This window comes from Asinibacterium sp. OR53, assembly GCF_000515315.1.
Classification (GTDB): Bacteria; Bacteroidota; Bacteroidia; order Chitinophagales; family Chitinophagaceae; genus Sediminibacterium.
In genome coordinates this window covers 20,368-42,079 of the sequence record NZ_KI911562.1, presented here as the reverse complement: position 1 = coordinate 42,079, position 21,712 = coordinate 20,368, and the positions used below count along the sequence as shown (strand labels likewise).

21 protein-coding genes and 1 tRNA gene are annotated in these 21,712 nt (G+C 45.4%); 19 read left to right on the top strand and 3 right to left on the bottom strand.

Features of this window, described 5'->3' with window-relative positions; translation table 11 throughout:
* Positions 1-3 precede the first annotated feature (3 nt).
* The 14 genes from fucP to SEDOR53_RS0100140 all read left to right on the top strand — a co-directional run bounded on the left by fucP (position 4) and on the right by SEDOR53_RS0100140 (position 14,763).
* Entirely contained in the window at positions 4-1,275 is a 1,272-nt protein-coding gene (fucP, locus tag SEDOR53_RS16645; RefSeq protein WP_051347823.1) for an L-fucose:H+ symporter permease, read from the top strand.
* A gap of 9 nt (positions 1,276-1,284) precedes the next feature.
* Positions 1,285-1,614 carry an L-rhamnose mutarotase gene (locus SEDOR53_RS0100200; RefSeq protein WP_026767895.1) on the top strand — a complete coding sequence of 110 codons (330 nt, stop codon included), beginning with the start codon at positions 1,285-1,287 and terminating at the stop codon, positions 1,612-1,614.
* A 12-nt stretch (positions 1,615-1,626) separates the two neighbouring features.
* Positions 1,627-2,391, top strand: coding sequence for an SDR family NAD(P)-dependent oxidoreductase (locus SEDOR53_RS0100195; RefSeq protein WP_026767894.1), 765 nt, complete (start codon positions 1,627-1,629; stop codon positions 2,389-2,391).
* 43 nt (positions 2,392-2,434) lie between these two features.
* Entirely contained in the window at positions 2,435-3,292 is an 858-nt protein-coding gene (locus tag SEDOR53_RS0100190; RefSeq protein ID WP_026767893.1) for a fumarylacetoacetate hydrolase family protein, read from the top strand.
* Positions 3,279-4,109 (top strand): amidohydrolase, encoded by an 831-nt coding sequence (locus tag SEDOR53_RS0100185; RefSeq protein WP_232214689.1) that lies wholly within the window; start codon positions 3,279-3,281, stop codon positions 4,107-4,109. Before SEDOR53_RS0100190 ends, SEDOR53_RS0100185 begins: the two co-directional genes overlap by 14 nt.
* Positions 4,110-4,121: 12 nt before the next feature.
* The gene (locus SEDOR53_RS0100180) at positions 4,122-4,901 is read left to right on the top strand and encodes an SDR family oxidoreductase (protein ID WP_026767891.1); all 780 of its coding nucleotides are present in this window, start codon (positions 4,122-4,124) and stop codon (positions 4,899-4,901) included.
* A 136-nt stretch (positions 4,902-5,037) separates the two neighbouring features.
* The gene (locus SEDOR53_RS0100175; RefSeq protein WP_026767890.1) at positions 5,038-7,377 is read left to right on the top strand and encodes a GH92 family glycosyl hydrolase; all 2,340 of its coding nucleotides are present in this window, start codon (positions 5,038-5,040) and stop codon (positions 7,375-7,377) included.
* A 44-nt stretch (positions 7,378-7,421) separates the two neighbouring features.
* Positions 7,422-8,441 (top strand): LacI family DNA-binding transcriptional regulator, encoded by a 1,020-nt coding sequence (locus SEDOR53_RS0100170; RefSeq protein ID WP_026767889.1) that lies wholly within the window; start codon positions 7,422-7,424, stop codon positions 8,439-8,441.
* A 57-nt stretch (positions 8,442-8,498) separates the two neighbouring features.
* Complete coding sequence (locus SEDOR53_RS0100165; protein ID WP_026767888.1) at positions 8,499-9,302, top strand: S1/P1 nuclease; 804 nt, start codon at positions 8,499-8,501, stop codon at positions 9,300-9,302.
* 79 nt (positions 9,303-9,381) lie between these two features.
* On the top strand, positions 9,382-9,852 hold the full coding sequence (locus tag SEDOR53_RS16640) for a hypothetical protein (RefSeq protein WP_051347822.1): 471 nt from the start codon (positions 9,382-9,384) through the stop codon (positions 9,850-9,852).
* A 96-nt stretch (positions 9,853-9,948) separates the two neighbouring features.
* Positions 9,949-10,206 carry a hypothetical protein gene (locus SEDOR53_RS0100155; protein ID WP_026767887.1) on the top strand — a complete coding sequence of 86 codons (258 nt, stop codon included), beginning with the start codon at positions 9,949-9,951 and terminating at the stop codon, positions 10,204-10,206.
* A gap of 111 nt (positions 10,207-10,317) precedes the next feature.
* Entirely contained in the window at positions 10,318-11,457 is a 1,140-nt protein-coding gene (locus SEDOR53_RS16635; protein ID WP_198018753.1) for an SGNH/GDSL hydrolase family protein, read from the top strand.
* Between the two features lie 48 nt (positions 11,458-11,505).
* The gene (locus SEDOR53_RS0100145; protein ID WP_026773499.1) at positions 11,506-13,644 is read left to right on the top strand and encodes a beta-N-acetylhexosaminidase; all 2,139 of its coding nucleotides are present in this window, start codon (positions 11,506-11,508) and stop codon (positions 13,642-13,644) included.
* A 117-nt stretch (positions 13,645-13,761) separates the two neighbouring features.
* Positions 13,762-14,763, top strand: a complete 1,002-nt coding sequence (locus tag SEDOR53_RS0100140; protein ID WP_026767885.1) for a sugar phosphate isomerase/epimerase — start codon at positions 13,762-13,764, stop codon at positions 14,761-14,763.
* 25 nt (positions 14,764-14,788) lie between these two features.
* On the opposite strand, the gene SEDOR53_RS0100135 is transcribed toward SEDOR53_RS0100140, so the two are convergent.
* Positions 14,789-15,220 (bottom strand): nuclear transport factor 2 family protein, encoded by a 432-nt coding sequence (locus tag SEDOR53_RS0100135; RefSeq protein ID WP_026767884.1) that lies wholly within the window; start codon positions 15,218-15,220, stop codon positions 14,789-14,791.
* Between the two features lie 189 nt (positions 15,221-15,409).
* On the opposite strand from SEDOR53_RS0100135, the gene SEDOR53_RS19270 reads away from it, so the two are divergent.
* Positions 15,410-15,859: a Crp/Fnr family transcriptional regulator gene (locus SEDOR53_RS19270; RefSeq protein ID WP_070415545.1), complete on the top strand. Its 450-nt coding sequence runs from the start codon at positions 15,410-15,412 to the stop codon at positions 15,857-15,859.
* Between the two features lie 671 nt (positions 15,860-16,530).
* On the opposite strand, the gene SEDOR53_RS0100125 is transcribed toward SEDOR53_RS19270, so the two are convergent.
* Both SEDOR53_RS0100125 and SEDOR53_RS0100120 read right to left on the bottom strand, forming a co-directional pair.
* Complete coding sequence (locus SEDOR53_RS0100125) at positions 16,531-17,667, bottom strand: Fic family protein (RefSeq protein ID WP_026767883.1); 1,137 nt, start codon at positions 17,665-17,667, stop codon at positions 16,531-16,533.
* Between the two features lie 354 nt (positions 17,668-18,021).
* Positions 18,022-18,093 (bottom strand) — tRNA-Glu (locus SEDOR53_RS0100120).
* Positions 18,094-18,274: 181 nt separating this feature from the next.
* Between SEDOR53_RS0100120 and gap the strand changes: the two genes are divergently transcribed.
* The 4 genes from gap (at position 18,275) to SEDOR53_RS0100100 (ending at position 21,707) form a co-directional block, all read left to right on the top strand.
* Positions 18,275-19,288 (top strand): type I glyceraldehyde-3-phosphate dehydrogenase, encoded by a 1,014-nt coding sequence (gene gap, locus SEDOR53_RS0100115; RefSeq protein ID WP_026767882.1) that lies wholly within the window; start codon positions 18,275-18,277, stop codon positions 19,286-19,288.
* Positions 19,289-19,361: 73 nt separating this feature from the next.
* Positions 19,362-20,573, top strand: a complete 1,212-nt coding sequence (pgk, locus tag SEDOR53_RS0100110) for a phosphoglycerate kinase (RefSeq protein ID WP_026767881.1) — start codon at positions 19,362-19,364, stop codon at positions 20,571-20,573.
* Between the two features lie 72 nt (positions 20,574-20,645).
* Positions 20,646-21,236: a LemA family protein gene (locus SEDOR53_RS0100105; protein ID WP_026767880.1), complete on the top strand. Its 591-nt coding sequence runs from the start codon at positions 20,646-20,648 to the stop codon at positions 21,234-21,236.
* A gap of 9 nt (positions 21,237-21,245) precedes the next feature.
* Positions 21,246-21,707 carry a TPM domain-containing protein gene (locus SEDOR53_RS0100100; protein ID WP_037326796.1) on the top strand — a complete coding sequence of 154 codons (462 nt, stop codon included), beginning with the start codon at positions 21,246-21,248 and terminating at the stop codon, positions 21,705-21,707.
* Positions 21,708-21,712: the final 5 nt, after the last annotated feature.

Sequence of the window (21,712 nt, the reverse complement as noted above, 5' to 3'; positions counted from 1 at the left end):
CCGATGAAAAAGTCGAATAATTACCTCCTTCCGTTTGTGCTTGTTACGAGCCTTTTTTTCTTATGGGCTTTTTTGCACAACATCAATCCCATATTGATTCCACACCTGAAAAAAGCATGCCGTTTAACAGATACCGAATCGGCGCTGATCGACTCGGCAGTTTACCTGGGTTATTTTACCATCGCTCTCCCTGCCGGATGGTTCATGCACCATTATGGATACAAAAAGGGAATCCTTTTCGGATTACTGTTATATGGCATTGGCACCATATTGTTTGTGCCGGCTGCCAGCGCCCGCAGTTATGAATTCTTTCTCGTAGCGCTTTTTATCATTGCAAGCGGCGCTACATTCCTCGAAACAGTAGCCAACCCTTATATTACCAAGTTGGGCGATAAAGCTACCGCAGAACAACGACTCAACTTCGCGCAATCGTTCAATGGTGTGGGTGCATTCCTTGCACCGATCATTGGAGGTAAATTCATTTTGTCGGGTATAGAGCATACACCGCAGGAACTGGCTGCCATGACACCGCAGGCCCTGAGCGATTACCTCAGTTTCGAAGCAGGGATGGTGAAAATACCCTATATCGTTATAGCGGCAATTGTATTTGTGGTATTGGCCTTGTTCTTTGTAACACATATACCGGAGATCAAAGAAGCCGATGAAAAAAGTGAAAGCAGTTTTTCATGGAAAGTCTTCCGGCACAAACACCTGCGGGGTGCTGTGATAGCAGAGTTTTTTTATGTAGGCTCACAGGTAGGGGTGGGAAGTTTTTTCATCCGCTTCTCTAAATATGTCATGAACATGCCCGAAAAAGACGCAGCTTTCCGTTGGGGCTCTATTGCCATGGTTGGATTCATGGTAGGACGGTTTACCGGAACTTTCTTTATGAAATACATCCGCCCGGCCAGGCTGCTTTCGTTGTATGCCTGCATTAACATCATTTTGTTGCTCGTGTCAATTTTTGCGCATGGGGCAACGGCTGCTTATGCACTGATGGCGGTTCCTTTCTTTATGTCCATCATGTTCCCCACCATCTTTGCACTGGGTATCAAAGACCTGGGAGAAGAAACCAAGATCGCATCTTCTTTCCTGGTGATGTCGATCGTTGGAGGCGCTTTTGTGCCGCTCGTTATGGGCAAGATTTCAGACCTTACCGGCGGTAATATCCAATTGGCATACATGGTACCTGCAATATGCTTTGCGGTGATCCTGTTTTTTGCCAGGAGCCAGGATACGAAAGGAAACAATGTTCAAGTAAAGAATACGCATTAATCATTAAGCATGAAGAGATATTGTCTGGCGCTGGACCTGGTAGATGATCCGGCATTGATTGCCGAATACGAAGCTTATCACCAGGCAGTTTGGCCTGAGATCAAAGCAAGCATCCTTGATTCGGGAATTACCAACATGGAGATATACCGCCTGGGAAACCGGCTTTTCATGATCATGGATACCACAGATCTTTTTAGCTTTGATGCCAAATCGGAGATGGACAGGAACAACCCCAAAGTACAGGAGTGGGAACAACTCATGTGGAAATACCAGCAGGCATTGCCACAGGCAAAGCCCGGGGAGAAATGGTTGCTGATGAACAAAATATTCCAATTGTAATTTGTAACTGATATGTTAAGTCTGAAAGGAAAAAAAGCCGTGGTAACCGGCGGTGGGAGCGGCATAGGCAAAGCCGTGTCGGTGGTATTCGCCAAACAGGGTGCAGAAGTATGCATACTGGAACTGAATGCCGATCATGCAGCATCTGTAGTGGAAGAGATCAAAACGCAAGGCGGGAAAGCAACGGTGTACGCCTGTGATGTAAGTAACCAGCAGCAGGTTAAGGAAGTTTTTGGCCAGATAGGCCGGCACGATATACTGGTGAACAATGCAGGGATATCGCATATCGGAAATGTGGAGACCACTTCCGAAGCAGATTTTGAGAAGCTGTTCAATGTAAATGTCAAAGGAGTGTATAACTGTCTGCATGCTGCAGTTCCGTTGATGAAACAGCATGACGGAGGAGTTATCCTGAATATGTCATCGATCGCTGCTGTAACGGGACTGAACGACCGTTTCGCTTATTCCATGACGAAAGGAGCGGTATATGCCATGACGCTATCTGTTGCGAAAGATTATTTAAAACACGGAATCCGGTGCAACTGCGTTTCCCCGGCACGTGTGCATACTCCTTTTGTAGACGGGTTCCTCGCAAAGAATTACCCGGGCAAAGAAGCGGAAATGTTTGAGAAACTTTCACAGTCGCAACCGATCGGCAGGATGGGTAAGCCCGAAGAAATAGCCAACCTGATCCTGTACCTGTGTTCAGATGAAGCTTCGTTTATCACGGGTTCGGATTACCCGATCGATGGTGGGTTTATCAAACTCAACGGGTAACGTGAACGAAAATTTTAAAGTAAAAAATAAAGTGAGATAGTATATGAAACTGATACGTTTTGGTGAAGCAGGAAAAGAGAAACCCGGTGTTTGTGTAGATGGACGTTATTACGATGCATCAGGATGGGTGCGCGATTACGACGAAGATTTTTTTGCCAACGGAGAATTGGCCACTTTACAAAAGAAACTGAACGCAGGAATAACAGCCTTGCCGGAATTGCCCGCCGGTACCCGCCTGGGATGCCCGGTAGCAAAGCCTTCTAAGATTGTTTGTATCGGATTGAATTATGCCGATCATGCAAAAGAAACCGGAGCAGCCACACCAAGTGAACCGATCATTTTCATGAAGTCAACTACTGCCATCGTTGGTCCGAATGATGCGATCATGATCCCCAAAGGATCGGAAAAAACAGACTGGGAAGTGGAGCTGGCAGTAGTAATAGGAAAGAAAGCAAGCTATGTTTCAAAGGAAGCGGCTTTGGATTATGTAGCGGGCTATGCATTGCACAACGATGTATCGGAACGCGCTTTCCAGTTGGAGCGAAATGGTACCTGGGATAAAGGAAAGGGATGCGACACTTTTGCACCGATCGGCCCCTGGTTGGCAACACAGGATGAAATAGCCGATGTAAATAATTTGCGTTTGTGGTTATCTGTGAACGGTAAAAAAATGCAGGATGGTACCACTGCCAACCTCATTTTCGATGTGCCGTTCCTGGTTTCCTATATCAGCCAGTTCATGACCTTATTGCCCGGTGATATTATTTCTACCGGAACACCCGCAGGTGTGGGATTGGGATTCAATCCTGCCATTTATCTCCAACCGGGCGATGTGGTGGAATTGGGCATCGACAGCTTGGGAACCTCAACACAAAAGGTGGTAGCGTATGCTGCGCATTGATGCACACCAGCATTTCTGGCAATACGATCCGGTGCGTGATACCTGGATCGATGATACCATGACGGCGATCCGCAGAGACTTTCTGCCGGAAGACCTTCTGCCTTTATTGAATAAGAACCAGGTAGATGGTTGCGTAGCGGTGCAGGCCGATCAGTCGGAAACAGAAACGGATTTTTTGCTGCAACAGGCTGCTCAACATCCTTTTGTCAAAGGAGTGGTAGGATGGGTGGACCTGCGTTCACCTGCTTTAGAAGAAAGACTCGCACATTATAGCCAGTTCAATTTGCTCAAAGGTTTCCGGCATATCCTGCAGGCAGAAGACCCGCAGTTCATGCTGGAAGATGCTTTCATGAAAGGCATCAACCGCCTTCGGCAATTTGGTTTTACTTATGATGTGCTGATCTATGCACATCAATTAAAGCATGCTGCACAGTTGGCGGCAGCTTTTCCCGATCAGCCCTTTGTGATAGATCATATTGCGAAGCCTGCGATCAAACAGGGAGAAATAGCAGAATGGGCCAAGGATATTCGAAAGATAGCCGGGCTCCCCAATGTATATTGTAAGGTGTCGGGCATGGTAACCGAAGCCCATTGGCAACAATGGAACGAGGCAACTTTCCAACCTTACCTCGATGTGGTAGTGGGTGCCTTCGGTATGAACCGGTTGATGTACGGGTCGGACTGGCCGGTTTGTTTGCTGGCGGCCGATTACGAGGCAAATATCAACATCGTAAAACATTATTTTTCGTCATTCAGCGCCGAAGAACAAAACCGTTTTTTCGGAGGCAATGCGATTCAATTTTATCAGCTTAGTTAAACAGCATTGAATATGGACCTTCAATTAAAAGACAAAATCATCATTGTATCCGGCGGAGCCAAAGGAATAGGCGAGGGGATTTCACGTGTGCTGGCAAAAGAGGGCGCCATTCCCGTGATCATTGGCCGGAGCGAAGCCGATAACACGGCAACGGTTAATGCCATCACTGCCGAAGGTGGAAAAGCTTCCCATGTGGTGGCCGAGCTTACCCAGCCAGAAGCCTGTGAACATGCGGTAAAAGAGGTATTGAGCAAGTATGGAAAGATCGACGGACTCGTGAACAATGCCGGTGTGAACGACGGTGTGGGACTGGAGAAAGGTAATTATGAGGCTTTCATAGAATCCCTCCACAGAAACCTGGTACATTATTACCTGCTGGCGCATTATGCTTTACCAGCCTTGAAATCATCGAAAGGGTCTATTGTGAATATCAGTTCCAAAACAGCGGAAACAGGCCAGGGAGGCACTTCTGCTTATGCTGCTTCGAATGGCGGCCGTAATGCACTGACAAGGGAATGGGCCGTTGAATTATTACCCTACAGTATTCGTGTCAATGCCATCATTGTAGCAGAAAGCTGGACGCCGCTATACGCAAAATGGATCAACAGCCTGCCCAATCCGGAAGAAAAGCTGGCATCCATCACAGCAAAAATCCCGCTGGAAAAAAGAATGACCACGACCGAAGAGATCGCCAATATGACGGCTTTTCTTTTGTCGGCACGCTCCAGCCATACCACCGGCCAACTGATCCATGTAGATGGCGGCTATGTACACCTCGACCGCGCCCTATAACCTGCATCCGGAACATGCACCAAATCTTTGCCCCGCACCTTCAGTGCGGGGTTTCTTTATAAAAAATTTACAAAATCGATTTAGCTATGTAAATTGGCAGGGAATTTTATAAGCGATCGCTACCAATAAAGAAAGTATGAAAAGAAAAACGCTCTTCCTGCTGGCCCTGCTGATCAATAGCCTGGCTTCATTTGCACAGATGGTTCATAAAGTAACAGATCCTGCCGACTGGGTGAACCCGCTCATGGGAACGGATTCAAGACCAGCCTTATCCAACGGCAATACCTATCCCGCCATTGCAGTGCCCTGGGGAATGAATTTCTGGACACCGCAAACAGGCCCTATGGGCAGTGGATGGCAGTACACTTATAATCCCGAAGCATCGCCTAAATCAAATGGCAGCTATAAGATCAGGGGTTTCAAGCAAACGCACCAGCCATCACCCTGGATGAATGATTACGGGCAATTTTCCATCATGCCGGTGACGGGCAAACTGAAATTCAACCAGGATGACAGGGCCAGTTGGTTCTCACACAAAGCAGAAACGGCCAAGCCTTATTATTACAGCGTTTACCTGGCCGATGCCGATATCACAACAGAGATCACACCCACAGAACGTGCGGCGCAGTTCCGTATTACGTATCCGGCGGCAGACAGTTCCTTTATTGTGATAGATGCTTTTGATAAAGGAAGCTATGTCAAGATCATTCCCGCAGAACATAAGATCATCGGTTATACTACCCGCACCAGCAGGAGCGTACCTAAAAACTTCAAAAATTATTTTGTCATCTATATCGACAAAGCTTTCGACGTGCAGTATGTATGGCGTGGCAATGAGTTGGTGAAAGATGCACTTGAAATGAATGACAATCACGCAGGAGCAGTAGTGGGCTTTAAAACCGCCCGTGGCGAAAAAGTGCACCTGAAAGTGGCATCTTCTTTCATCGGCTTTGAACAGGCCGAACTGAACCTGAAAAGAGAACTGGCGAATGATGCTTTTGATGCTACTTTGGCAAAAGCAAAACAAGCCTGGAACAATACATTAGGACGTGTTGCTGTTGAAGGCGGAACCGTTGACCAGGTACGTACTTTTTATTCCTGCTTTTACCGCGCTGTTTGCTTTCCGCAAAGAATGTATGAGATCAACAGCGAGAATAAGGTTGTGCATTACAGTCCGTATACAGGACAGACCTACCCTGGCTACCTGTATGCAGGCACTGGTTTTTGGGATACTTTCCGCGCGCTGTATCCTTTCCTGAACCTGGTATATCCTTCCATCAACAAAGAAATGCAGGAGGGGCTCCTCAATGATTACAAAGAAGGAGGCTGGTTGCCGGAATGGTCCAGTCCGGGTTATGCTAATGTAATGGTGGGTAACAACTCCGCCTCAGTGGTATCGGAAGCATGGCTCAAAGGATTGAGGGGATACGACATCCACACACTTTACCAGGCACTGCTGCACGGAGCCAATAACGAAGGACCGCTCACCGCAGTGGGCCGCGCAGGGGTAAAATACTACAATGAACTGGGCTATGTGCCTTACGATGTAAAGCTCAATGAAAATGCCGCACGCACGCTGGAATATGCGTATGATGACTACGCCATTTACAAACTCGGAAAAGCATTGGGCAGGCCGAAAGAAGAAACAGACCTGTATGCAAAAAGAAGCCTGAATTACCGGAACCTTTTTGATCCGGAAACCAAACTCATGCGGGGTAAAAACAAAGACGGCAACTTTCAAAAACCTTTCAACCCGTTCAAATGGGGAGATGCTTTCACAGAAGGAAACAGCTGGCATTATTCCTGGTCGGTCTTTCACGATATACAGGGATTGATCAACCTGATGGGAGGCAGGCAAACATTTGTGAAGATGCTGGATTCGGTATTCATCATGCCACCGGTATTTGATGAAAGCTATTATGGTGGCGTGATACACGAGATCAGGGAAATGCAATTGGTGAACATGGGACAGTATGCACATGGCAACCAACCTATACAGCACATGCTCTATTTGTATAACTATGCTGGCGAACCCTGGAAAACACAATACTGGGTGCGGGAAGCCATGAACCGTTTGTACCTGGCCACACCCGATGGTTATTGTGGCGATGAAGACAATGGCCAGACATCTGCCTGGTACCTGTTTTCGGCATTGGGCTTCTATCCTGTTACGCCTGCATCCGACCAATATGTATTGGGTGCTCCTTTGTTCAGGAAAGCGACCATCAAACTGGAAAATGGCAAACAGGTTGTGATCGATGCGCCGGCGAACAGCAAGGAGAATCTTTATGTACAGCAACTGCAATGGAATAATACCTCTTATAATAAAAACTGGCTTGGCCACAGCGCCCTGCAACAGGGTGCAGTGTTGAAATTCACCATGGGTGACCAACCGAATAAGCAAAGAGGGATATCGGAAACTTCCTTCCCTTATTCTTTTTCAACAGATAAAGAGAATCCTTTCCTGAAGAAGTAAATAATTATCTTCATGTTTGTAAAAAACAAAACTGCTCAACCTGCATGAAGAAAATATCCCTGAAGGATATAGCGAAAATGGCCGGGGTATCTACCTCTACGGTTTCTTTTGTACTCAACGGAAAGGCTGAACAGATGCGCATCAGCAAGCCGATAGTAGACAAAGTCCACCAGATTGTTAAGAAATCAGGTTATCAGCCCAACCGGGTAGCGGTGAGTTTGCGAACAGGAAAGTCAAAGATCATTGGATTATTGGTAGACGATATTTCCAACCAGTTTTTTGCATCCTGCGCCAAATTCATCGAGGATGAAGCTAATGAATACGGATACAAAGTGATCTTTTGTTGTACGGAAAATGATGCCCATCGCGCAAGGACCCTGCTCAATATCCTCAATTACCAGCAAGTGGATGGATTTATCATCACGCCTACGGTAAAGATGAATAAAGACATCGAACAACTGGTGCAGTATAAGAAACCTTTTGTTTTGATGGACCGTTATTTCCCGGAGATCAATACGCCGTATGTGTTAGTGAATAATTATTCGGGAATTGAGAAAGGAATGGCGCACCTCATCAGGAAAGGATATAAGCGAATCGGTTTCGTAACCGTCGATTTGAAGATGATACAGATGGACATGCGGGAACAGGCTTATAAAGATGCCCAGAAAAAAGAACAACCGGCTTCGAAACAAAAACTCCTGCTAAAGTTACCCATCAATTGCACAGATGATAGAGAAGCAACTATGCAGACGATCACTTCTTTTATCAGGGATACTGAGCTGGACGCTGTGTTTTTTGCTACGAATTACCTGGGTATCCTGGGACTGGAAAGCATACAGCAGATGGGACTTGAGATCCCCAGGGATATTGCCGTGATTTGTTTTGATGATAATGATATTTTCAGGCTGCATACACCTGCCATTACAGTGATCAGGCAGCCCATAGATAAAATTGCAAAATCTTCCGTGGCCATACTGATGGATCAACTGGGTGCGGGGAAGCATAAAGTACAACGTATACAAGTTGAGATCGACCCGGAATTTGTGGTGCGCAAATCAACCTGACCTGTTCGTATTTGCATGGGAGAAGATATTTTTGTGAAACCAAACACATATTGAACCATGACAATTGCGAAAAAACTATTCATCATTGCAGCATTGCTTTACTTGCCTTTTGAATCGAATGCCTGGGGCATGCTCGGACACCGGATCGTAGGGGAAATTGCTGAAACATATCTCACCGCCCAGGCACGCAAAGAGGTAAGGGCTATTTTAGGCAACGAATCGCTGGCCATGACTGCTAACTGGCCCGATTTCATCAAGTCAGACCCTTCTTTCAACTACCTCGGCCCCTGGCATTATATCAATTTTGATGATGGGTATACCTTGGACATGATGAAAGAATATCTTGCCAAAGACACAGCTGTAGACGCCTATACCAAATTGAATTTCCTGATCAGGGAACTGAAGAAAAAAGGACTGGACCAGGAAAAGAAAAAATTGTACCTGCGCTTACTGGTGCACATTGTGGGAGACGTGCACCAACCGATGCACACGGGCAGGCAGTCAGACCTGGGCGGCAACCGCATTCGATTACAATGGTTCGGTGAACCCACTAACCTACATGCGGTATGGGATGAAAAGTTGATCGACTACCAGCAACTGAGTTATACCGAATATGTGAAAGCCATTAATTTCACCACACTGCAGGAGCGGAAACTATGGCAGTCGGCACCCATTGCCAACTGGCTTTTCGAATCTTACGAGATCAGCCGGAAACTGTACGACGAAGCCGGCCGCTCACCTGAACTGAAATTAAGTTACCGTTATAATTTCGATCACATCAATACCCTCAATGAACGTTTGCTGAAAGGAGGAGTAAGACTGGCCGGGGTTTTGAACGAGATTTTCTCGCAGAAAGCTTAAAAACGGCAAAAAAAGTGGAATAGGCCTGAATTTGGCATGTTTTTTTATTAGATTTATTTTCAAATTCAAATTCCATAACATGAAAAAGATATTCACACTCTCACTTGCCTTCGCGCTTTTATTAGGTAGCGTACAAGCATTTGCCCAAACAAAAGAAACAGCCAAAGAAAAGGCTAAAAAAGAAGCAGCTGATAAGAAAAAAGCAGCTGCCGACAAAGCAAAAGCGGAGGCAGATAAAGCCCAGCAAGCTGCTGCTGCCAAACAAGCAAAAGCCGCTGAAAAAGCCCAGAAAGCCGCCGCTGCCAAAGAAGCGAAAGCTGCTACTGTAAAAAAGATGGCACCTGTTGCAGCCAAGCCAATAGCCCCAGCTCCAGCTACTGCCAAGCCAGCTGCTCCAGCCCCGGCACCCAAAGTTGCTGCCCCTGCTGCAAAAACAGCCGATAAAGTAGTAGGAACCGATGCAAAAGGACGCACCATTTACGAAGGACCCCGCGGCGGACATTATTACATCAACAAGAACGGAAACAAAGAATACGTTAAAAAGCAATAAGTGCAACAACGCACTATTCCTACCTGATCATCATCCAATAAACTGCTGTGCATGTTATAACATTGGTACACTATTATTTTACTAAAACCAATCATCATGTCAGACTTGAAAGATCAACTGGCCGGCAAGGCCAATGAGTTCAAAAACCAGGCGGCTGAAAAACTGGAAGAACTGAAAAACAAATCGGGCGAATTAGGAGAGGAACTAAAACAAAAGGCAGGAGAGGTAATGGATCATATCAAATCGGGAGAGATCAAAGACGACTTGTCGCATTTGCAAGACGAAGCAAGCGGGAAAATGAATGAACTGAAAGACAAGGCTAAAGGTTTCTGGGATAAACTGACTGGCAAATAACCCTCGGCAAAATAGCATTGGCATACCCGAAAAGAAGGCACATCCAGGATGCGCCTTCTTTTTTATTGTCTGGTCACCGGAATGAAAATCAAAAATGAATACCTTGGTGACATGAAGCAAACCTTTCTTTTTTTTGCAGCATTTTTTTGTGTAATAAGTTTTCCGCAAAACCTGGTGGCACAACAGGTTACAGTCTACAAGTGGTTTGATCCTGCCACAGCAGCGTCGCCTGTAATTGAAGGCAGGGGCTGGCAAGAAGGACTGGCAGCATCTTATGATCGCCTTCCCCAAAAAATGGAAAAACTCGTGCGTCTCCCGTTATGGAATCTTTCACATAATACGGCAGGAGAATACATTAATTTTAAAACCACAGCTACTACTATTATCGTAAAGTATAAAGTAACCGGCACTCATGCCATGCCACACATGCCTGCTACCGGAGTAAGTGGAGTAGACCTGTATGCGAAGAATACCAATGGAAGCTGGCAATGGGCAAGAGGGAATTATCGTTTTGGAGATACGATTGAATACCGCTTCACAAACCTGGTACCTCCTGGTAAGGAAGCCATATTCAGACTATATCTACCGCTGTACAATACAATCACCTGGATGAATATCGGCGTACCGGCCGATGCAATCTTTGCTGCTATGCCGGTGGGTACTGAAAAACCTATTGTAGTATACGGTACATCGATCATGCAAGGCGCTTGTGCCAGCAGACCAGGCCTAGCATGGCCCAGCATCCTGGGAAGGAAAATAAACAAACGGGTTATCAACCTCGGATTTTCCGGCAACGGGCAGCTGGAAACTCCGCTGATCGATCTCATCAATGAAATCGATGCACAGGTTTTTGTGCTGGATTGTATGCCCAATCTCGCCAGCCGGACACGTTTCCCCAAAGAAGAAGTGCAGCGAAGGATTGTTGCGGCAGTAAAAGGAATACGATTGAAACATGCGTCAACGCCTATTCTGTTGGCAGCGCACAGTGGCGGACTTCCTGGCGCCGATATGGACAGTACTATGACGAATGAATACAAAAATGCCAGTCTCATTCTTAGTGAGACATTTCATAACCTGGTGAAGGAAAGTGTGCCTCACATTTACCTGCTAACAGATGCAGCAATTGGCTTTGGCCCGGAGAGCACAGTAGATGGTACGCACCCCAATGATATGGGTATGATACAATATGCTGCTGCCTACGAAAAAATCATCAGGGAAATCATTACGGCCAAATATCATAAAGCAAATTGAACACAAACGGTTGCGTGCCTCAAATTTATATGTAATACATAATATTGTATGATGATAAACAAAGGCAAGTTGTGGATGGTATTACCCATACTGGCGGGAACGTTTTTTTGTTTTGATAAACTTCCTGCGCAACCGGCGGATGCTCGTGCATCCTGGCGTGGACCGCAATCTTTGGAGACGTTACATTCAGCCCCGGTACCATTGATCCCTTTTCCGCAACAGGTAACATGGAGAAAAGGCCGTTACCTGATCAATGCTGCCTCAATTGTTTATTATATAAGAAAAGACAGCGCAGCGGTCTCTGGCGCGCTTCGTTCATTGCGTACTCAATTGCCTGCCGGTGATATTGTTGTTCGGTCATTGCCATCGGATAACATGAATCGGACAACGAAAAGAAATGGCATCGTATTATTGATCGATTCCAACATGCATTTGAAACACGAAGGCTACACGCTTCAGGTGCATGAGCAATGGGTAACCATCACCGGTAAGGATGCTGCAGGATTATATTATGGTGTACAGACTTTTCACCAGTTGATGCAACATACCGGTAATATCCATTACCTGCCTGCCTGTATGATTACCGACTGGCCGGCATTTGCGGTGAGGGGATTCATGCACGATAATGGGCGTAATTTTCAAGAGATCAGTTCGCTTAAAAAGCAACTCGACCGTCTTTCTGCTTATAAATTCAATACTTTTCACTGGCATCTGACAGACAATCCAGCCTGGAGGCCACAGAGTAAAATTTATCCGCAGCTCAACGAAGCCAGGTATCGTAAAGGAGGAAGGGATCCGGAAAAATCTTACAGCTTCGACGATATCCGTGAACTGGTACGTTATGCAAAAAAGCGCGCCATTACCATCATACCAGAACTCGATATGCCGGGTCATAGTGCTTATTTTCAGCGCACATTCGGTTTCAGAATGGAATCGGAACAAGGCATGCAGGTATTGGAAAAACTGATTGACGAATTCTGCAATGAATTGCCGGTAGCTGATTGCCCTGTGATCCACATTGGTTCGGATGAAGTGCATGTGCCCAACCCCACTGCATTCATCGCGCGCATGGCCGCCCGCGTAAAAGCAAATGGAAGAAAAGTAATGGTTTGGAATCCAGGCCTGCCGCCTGAAAAAGGCACTATTGAACAAGTCTGGCGGGACGATCTCACCAGTGGCAGTCTGCGCAGGGATGATAATCCTTATGTAGATTCTTATGCAGGTTACCTGAACTCCTATGATGCACTGAGCCTGGTGCAGCGTTATTTTTTTCAGCAGGTTTGTAATAAGGAACAGGGCGATGCTGTTGCGTTGGGAGGCATCCTTTGCTGCTGGCCCGATACCAAGGTAGATGATAAAAGAAAGATATTCCTCCATAACCCTGTATGGCCCGGAGCGCTTGCATACAGTGAAGCGGTATGGTGTGGAAGACCGCAACCTGGTGAGCATTATATGGCAGCTTTACCGGCTGCAACATCAACAGCTGGCCAATATTTTCATGAATTTGAAATGCGGCTGGCCAGTCACCGCGATCGTTTTTTTACCGGAGAACCTTTTCCTTACGCGCGTTTTGGCAATATTGAATGGGAGATGACAGGCCCCTATTACAGAAGCAGTCAACAAGAACCATCAACAGCTTTTGCACCCGAAAAAAGTGATGGAGGTGTTGATACGGTTAAAGTCCGCAAGATAACAGGGGGGGTGGTACGTATGGAAGGATGGTTGGATCGAAGCATCATCACAGGCGGGCATGCCAATGAAACAGTTTATCTTAAAATGTATATCAACAGCAGCGAGGCAAAGACAATCCATGTGATGACGGGTTTTGAAGCTGCTGTTCGTTCCAACCGGCGCAGCGCAGGTATACCGGCCAACGGCCGGTGGGATGCCAATGGAGGAGCCATTTTTGTGAATGGTAAAGAACTGCCTGGGCCGCAATGGCAACATCCTGGTGGATACCGTTACCTGAAACCCACCTGGGAAACACCAGCCAATGAAATTCCGTTTACTGATGAAGAATTCTATTGGAGCCGTCCGCCGGCTACCATCAAATTAAAAAAAGGATCGAATACCATCCTGGTGCGGGTACCGCGTACCTATCCGGACCAGGCCTGGATGTTTGCATTCGTACCTGTTCGAATGAATGCTGCCGGCAGATGGGTAGAGGATGGTTCTGTATTAAAATAAATTGGAGCGAATGTGTGTTGATGAATATATGAGTTAAGACTTGGCTTGACAATTGATATTCCCTTAATACGGGAATAATCTATTTTTAATGCACCTATTCAATTAAACCAACTCATCATGTCATCAAATTCTTCACGCCGGGCATTCCTTTACCAAAGTTCGCTTGCATCTTTAGGTATATTGGTTGCCGGAAAATCTGCTTTGGCACGTAATTTCTTCCTGTCCAAACCCAACTCATTGATCCGGGGAGTTCAGATCGGAGTAACTACTTATTCATTCAGAAGCATGCCGGTACATCCGGATAAACTGTTGCAATATTGCATCGATAGCAATATCAATGCAGTTGAATTAAAGGGTGATGAAGTGGAAGACTATTTAGGCAAGCCCGTTAACCCGGTAAAAATGCAGCCACGCGTACCCGGACAACCAAAGCAGGAATTGAGCGAAGAGGTCAAAGCCCAACTGAAACAATATAAGGAACAAGTAGCTGCCTGGCGGGAATCTGTATCAATGGATGGATTCACTGAACTCCGCAAAAAATTTAATGCAGCCGGTGTTTACATTTTTGCGTATAAGCCAAACGCATTGGCGGCTGACAATACAGATGGCGAAGTAACTTATGCCATGCGTGCTGCAAAAGCGCTGGGCGCCACTTCGGTATCCGTTGAATTGCCCTCAGATCCTGCACAAACCAAAAGACTGGGCGAACTGGCCGAAAAAAATAAAGTATATGTTGGCTACCATGCCCACCTGCAGGCAACAGAAACTGCATGGGATACAGCTTTGGCCCAATCGCCCAATAATACCATCAACCTCGATTGCGGGCATTATATAGCTGCGGGTAATACCAAAGAGAGCCTGCTGTCTTTTATTGAGGCTAAACACAAAAAAATTACCAGTATGCACCTCAAAGACCGTAAAAGCAAAGCCAACGGCGGCAAGAACACGCCATGGGGTGAAGGTGACACGCCTTTGAAAGACATACTGACTTTGCTCAAAACAAAGAAATATAAAATGCCCGCTACCATCGAACTGGAATATGATATCCCGACAGGTTCCGATGCAGTGAAAGAAACAAAGAAGTGCCGGGACTACGCACAGCAGTTACTGGACGCATAACATTAAAAGCCTCGTTAGTAATGAACTAGCGGGGCTTTTTATCTCTCTGTAACACCACCTGCATGGTATTAAAATCGATTGGCGAAGAAGTGTGCTGGTGAATGATTTTCCAAACCAGCCCTTTCTTTACAGCTACCAATGTAAGGCGGTTCTCCAGGTAGCGAAGCGCTTCCCCCTGTTCCGAAGTTGCAGTAAATCTCGCTATCGCAGTAATGAGCGCCCATTCCCCTTTTTCTGTAATTTCAATATCGCTGAAAGTTACCACATCTTTATCCGCACCTAACGCGTCAAACCAACCCTTTGCCACTTCACGCCAGGCCGTAATGCCGTCGTATCGCCATTCCTGCCACATATCAAAGGCGCGTATGTTCTCGTCGAAAATGGAAGTGTAAGCAGCTGCATCTTTATGTAAAACTGCTGTAGCATAAGCTTCCAGCAAATCTTCTGGCCCCATCATTTTTTACTAAATATATAGAAAATATAAAATAATATGAAGTCCAGCTCGGATTCGTTACGATGGATCCAAAATGAGGAACGGAATCGAAGAAGATGCCAAATGAAGAGCACAGGATTACAATCATTAAAAGATATCGACGCAGTTCAAATTGATTAATTTTGAATCTAACGAAAAGCAATAGTATACCACGTGTCTATAGAAAGACTGAACCTGTACTTTGATAATTACTTTCCGCTTGATTCCAGCGAGCGAGATGTCTTACCCACGCTCTTTGTTGAAAGAAAAATCAAACGCAGACAGTTTATCTTGCAGCAGGGTGCTATTTGTAAGCACTTCACGTTCGTGGTTTCCGGTTGTTTGAGAATGTTTGCCATCGATGATAATGGAAAAGAACACAACATTCAATTCATTGCAGAAAATGATTGGGCAATGGATCTGAGCAGCTTTTACTCAGAGAAATCAAGTAAGCTTTATATAGAAGCTATAGAACCTTGTATCGTATTGCAAATCAAACATGATGATGTGCTCTATTTATATACCCATTTTCACAAATTCGATCATAACTTCCGGGTCATCATCGAACAAAAATTTATAGCATTGCAAGAGAGGGTACTTCAAAATATCAGCTCCTCAGCTTAGGAACGGTATGAATATTTCCTGCATCATTACCCTCATCTCTCCAATCGTTTGCCAAACACTCAAATCGCTTCTTACATCGGCATCACACCTGAATTTCTCAGTAACATCCCGATTACAAGTTTGATAAACTCAGGAGAGAAACGGATAAAGCCTATCTATATATCAACAACCAAAAAAGCCCTTCCTTTATTGTTGATAAATTCAAAGGCAAAACGACACATGGGGAAGTTGCCCTTTGGGTATGTAGCCTTCCGTGTTTTTGTAGCCTTCCGTGTTTTTAGGACAGTAAGGAATTAGACTCGAAAGAGTACCGGGTTGTAAGCCAACTTTAATCATTAAATGATTAAAACCAGGTGTAAGAATGTGCCCGTTAGTATGCGGACCAACTACGATGGTGGAAGAATGTGTTTCTTTTTTGTCTGTAACGATATTTTGGACAACTATACTATCCCTCACATAAAAGAATATGCCATGTTCAGGACTGGGAGGAATTGAGAAATTGAACCGGGGTCGTGTTGAATCCAATCTTACCTGGTGTATCATTATGTGATTTACAAATCCTCTTAAAGCAGGATGCGGCTCATAGAATTGATGAAACATAATGCTTGCTTTTGTTTCGTTAATTGTCCTAAAATGCGCTTTATTTACAACAAGATTGCCATAGTAAATTTTTATCTTTCAAATAATCTCAGGTATTCTTCAAATATGAAAACCCGGTTACGTTTATATCCGGTTTGTTCTTTAAGTATTCCGAGATTGTGAAAATCTTTAATCAATGTATTTGCAGTCTGTTTTGTTACATCCAGGTTTGTCATTACATCCGAAACAGTCACTACTGGTTTACTATACAGATAAGTAAGCAATGCTTTTGCATTGGGGAGTCTTTTCCCTAATGACACAATGCTATCCTTTTCAAGTTTATCTCTTAGTGCAATGATTTTAGTAAAGGTGTCTATTGCATTTTTTGATGTTTCAATAATGCCTACCAAAAAAAACTTTAGCCATTGTTCCATCCTGCTGTTAATTGAAACAGCCATTAAATTATCGTAGTAGAGCTGCCTGTTTTTCTCAATAAAGTCAGACAGATATAGCGTTGGTTTATTCAACACTTTTTGTGTTATCAAATACAGTGTAATTAATAACCGACCAATTCTGCCATTGCCATCGAGAAACGGATGAATTGCTTCGAATTGATAATGAGCCATGCCAATTCTGATTAGATGTGGGACTTGTATTTCTTCATTGTTTAGAAATTTCTCCAAGTCGCTAATGCAATCCGGCACAAGTGTGTGATGTGGTGGAACAAATGCAGCGTCAATAATTGTGGCTCCGCCAATCCAATTTTGACTTGTACGAAACTCTCCGGGCAATTTATTCTTGCCTCTTACTCCTTTTAATAAGATTTTGTGGGCTTGCTTGATTAGTCGGGAAGACAAGGGAAGCTTTTCAAGGCTCTTGATTGAATGATTCATGGCCTCGATATAATTCTGCACTTCTTGCCAATCATCTTTTAATTCAGGGCTGATATCTTTTGCTTCCAATACTGCCTCATCCATACGGGTACGTGTTCCCTCAATACGGCTGGATTGAGTTGCTTCTTTCACAATGTGCATCCTGATAAAAACGTCCACATCCGGCACAAAAGTCGAGAATGCATTAAGCTCCCCCAGCCTTAAATTTGCCTCCTCCAAAAGGGTATTGATCTCAGGGTTGTTTATGCCCCATTCCTTGTTTATAGGATTAGGACTAAAACTCTTGTAACCGTGCTGTTTCGTAAAAGCCCCTGATTTATATTCTTTTATATTCATACGCTGGTTCAAATTTACCATAAAAACGCATAGTCAATGAAATTTTGATTTCTTTGACTATAAAGATCTATAGTCAAAGATGTATTTTATCCCTTTTTTGCTATTAAATGGCTCAACCCCGGATCATTCAGCAGCCTTTCCATCTCAGATTGAATGATATCCTGCACATCCTGTTCTATAATACTCCTTGGAACTATAGTGTGCCTGTAAAGAGGTGATATTAGTAATGATGAGAAAAAATAGTATCTGTTATTGGAGGCTGCTTAGATTTGACATTCTTCCCCTAAACATTCTTACGTAAAAACAAAAAAGCCCTGAGACTGAGTAGTATCAAGGCTTTTCGATTTTTGTTTGTAGCCCGTACGGGAATCGAACCCGTCTTTCCTCCGTGAAAGGGAGATGTCCTAGCCGATAGACGAACGGGCCGTCTATTTTTTCAATCGGGACGCAAAAATAGGATGGGAAGGGGGTATAACAAAATTTTTTTTTGCCTACCACATTTGGATCCCGGTCGCATTAATTAATTTTAAAGACTTCATCAATCCCGATAATCACGTAAATTCGCATCTCATTTTAGCATTTATACCAATCATTAAACCAATTATTCATGAGTACAGTTAAAGTTGCCATTAACGGATTCGGACGCATAGGCCGTTTGGTGTTTCGCCAAATCTATAATATGAAAGGAATCGAAGTGGTTGCTATCAACGATCTGACAAGTCCCAAAGTATTAGCTCATTTATTGAAATACGACAGTGCACAAGGCCGTTTTGATGCTACCGTTACTTCTACAGAAGACGCCATCGTAGTGAACGGAGAAACCGTAAAAATATACGCACAGAGAGATCCCGCACAAATTCCCTGGGGTTCACATGGTGTAGACGTGGTGATTGAGTCAACCGGATTTTTTACCGATAAAGCCAAAGCGGAAGCGCACCTCACAGCCGGGGCCAAGCGCGTAGTGATCTCTGCCCCCGCTACCGGTGACCTGAAAACCGTAGTATTCAATGTAAACCATAATATCTTGGACGGCAGCGAAACCATCATTTCCTGCGCATCCTGTACTACCAACTGCCTGGCGCCGATGGCCAAAGTAATGAACGACCAGTACGGCATCGTAGCTGGTTTCATGACTACCATCCACGCTTATACCAACGACCAGAATACCCTCGATGCGCCCCACGCCAAAGGCGACCTGCGCCGCGCAAGGGCTGCAGCAGCCAATATCGTTCCCAACAGTACCGGGGCGGCCAAAGCCATCGGACTGGTACTGCCCGAACTGAAAGGTAAACTCGACGGAGCTGCACAGCGTGTGCCTACCATTACCGGTTCACTCACAGAACTGACTACCATCCTCACCAAAAAAGTAACGGCCGAAGAAGTAAATGCCGCTATGAAAGCCGCCAGCAACGAAAGCTTCGGTTATACTGAAGACGAGATCGTTAGCTCGGATGTGATCGGTATGCACTTCGGTTCTTTGTACGATGGTACACAAACCAAAGTGATCACCGTTGGCGATACACAACTGGTGAAGACAGTTAGCTGGTACGATAACGAAATGAGTTATGTAAGTCAGCTGGTGCGTACTGTTAAGTATTTCGCCGGTCTGATCAGCAAATAAAAAAGACAAGAAAAAAAATGCCGGACGCTGATCCGGCATTTTTAGTTTGCATACACTATTAATAAACACTACCATGAGCCGTTTTACCCATCACTCTTTCGCCGGACAAAAAGCGTTGATCCGCGTAGATTTCAATGTACCCCTGAACGCCAATTTCGAGATCACCGATGATACGAGGATAAGGGCCACCATTCCTACCATCCAAAAAATATTGAACGATGGCGGAAGCGTGATCTTAATGAGTCACCTCGGACGCCCGAAAGACGGCCCTACAGAAAAATATTCGCTGAAGCACCTGGTTGCTCATTTACAAGGATTATTGAGCAAAGCCACAGGCCACGCGGTACCTGTTCATTTTGCAGATGATTGTATTGGCGAAAGCGCCATACAGGCTGCTGCTGCCCTGAAGCCCGGTGAAGTGTTGCTGCTCGAGAACCTCCGCTTTTACAAAGAGGAAGAAAAAGGCGATCCTGCTTTTGCCGAAAAACTGAGTAAGCTGGGTGATGTATACGTGAATGATGCATTCGGTACCGCACACAGGGCGCATGCTTCCACAGCCGTGATCGCGCAATTCTTTCCTGCCGATAAAAAAATGTTCGGACTGGTGATGGAAGGTGAAGTGTCCAGCGCGGAGAAAGTATTGCACCAGGCATCCAAACCCTTTACGGCCATCATCGGTGGGGCGAAAGTGAGTGATAAGATACTCATCCTGGAGAACCTCCTGGAGCGCGCCACAGACATCATCATCGGAGGTGGCATGGCCTATACTTTCATGAAAGCGCAGGGAGGAAATATTGGTAATTCACTCTGCGAGGAAGACCGCCTGCAAACGGCGCTCGACCTGCTGAAGAAAGCCGAAGAAAAAGGCGTATGCATTCACCTGCCATCCGATTCTGTGATCGCCGATAAATTTGCAGCCGATGCCAATACTTCCACCGCTCCCAGCAACCAGATTCCCGATGGCTGGATGGGACTGGATATTGCAGAAAATGCCTGTGAGCAATTCAGCAACTGCATCAAACGTTCAAAGACCATTTTGTGGAACGGCCCCATGGGTGTATTTGAAATGGAAAAGTTCCAGCATGGTACCAAAACCATTGCTACTGCAGTGGCAAACGCAACACAGAACGGCGCTTTCTCACTGGTAGGCGGAGGCGATAGCGTAGCCGCCGTGAACCAGTTTGGCTTTACAGATAAAGTAAGCTATGTATCAACAGGAGGCGGCGCCCTGCTGGAATATTTCGAGGGAAAAGTATTACCGGGTATTGCAGCCATCCAGGCCTGATATTTTCCCGTTTACCACAACCCATCGGACAATTACATATAAAAACGTAATTTCAAAACAAAATCAAGTCAAATGAGTACAAAAAGTCTTACCCTGATTGTTATAGCGGCATTGGTATTGATACTGGGCGGATGCGGCTGTCGCGGTTACAATGGCCTGGTAGTTCAGGATGAAACCGTGAATAAAGCATGGAATAACGTACAAAGCGATTATCAGCGTCGTGCCGATCTGATCCCTAACCTGGTGAACACCGTAAAAGGAGAAGCCAATTTCGAACAGACCACTTTACAGAACGTGATACAGGCCCGGGCCAGCGCTACACAGATAAAAGTAGATCCTAAAGACCTCACTCCTGAGAAATTACAACAGTTCCAGCAGGCACAAGGTCAACTTTCACAAGCCCTCGGCCGTTTGCTGATGGTGAGCGAGAATTATCCCAACCTGCGCGCCAATGATGCATTCCGCGGATTACAGGCGCAACTGGAAGGAACGGAGAACAGGATCAAAGTATCCCGCAACGATTTCAACCAGGCAGTGGCCGATTACAATGTGAAAGCCCGTTCTTTCCCGATGAATATTTTGGCCGGTATGTTCGGCTTTAAAACCAAGGAAGGATTCAAGGCCGAAGCCGGTGCCGAAAAAGCGCCTGAAGTAAAATTCTAACCGCGATACATGTTGCGATTATTCAGTAAAAGACCCGACCGTTATTTTTCTGCCGATGAACAGAAGCGCATCGTTGCAGCCATCCAGCATGCAGAACGCAGGACCAGTGGCGAACTGCGGGTATTCATCGAAAGTCGTTGCCGTTTCGTTGACCCTTTGCGGAGGGCGCATGAAATATTCGGCGGACTGAAAATGTACGAGACGGCGGCGCGTAATGCTGTGCTGGTCTATATTGCCATGAAAGACCGGCAACTGGCTGTTTTCGGCGATGAAGGCATTCACCAGCGCGTGGGGTCTGCTTTCTGGAACCAGGAAGTACAACAAATGCTGCAGCATTTTAATAAGAACAACTACACAGAAGGCATCGTTCAGATCGTTACGGAAATAGGAGAAGCGCTCGCGCAGCATTTCCCTTATGATGAACAAACAGACAAGAACGAGTTGCCCGACGATATTGTATTCGGAAAATAAATAAG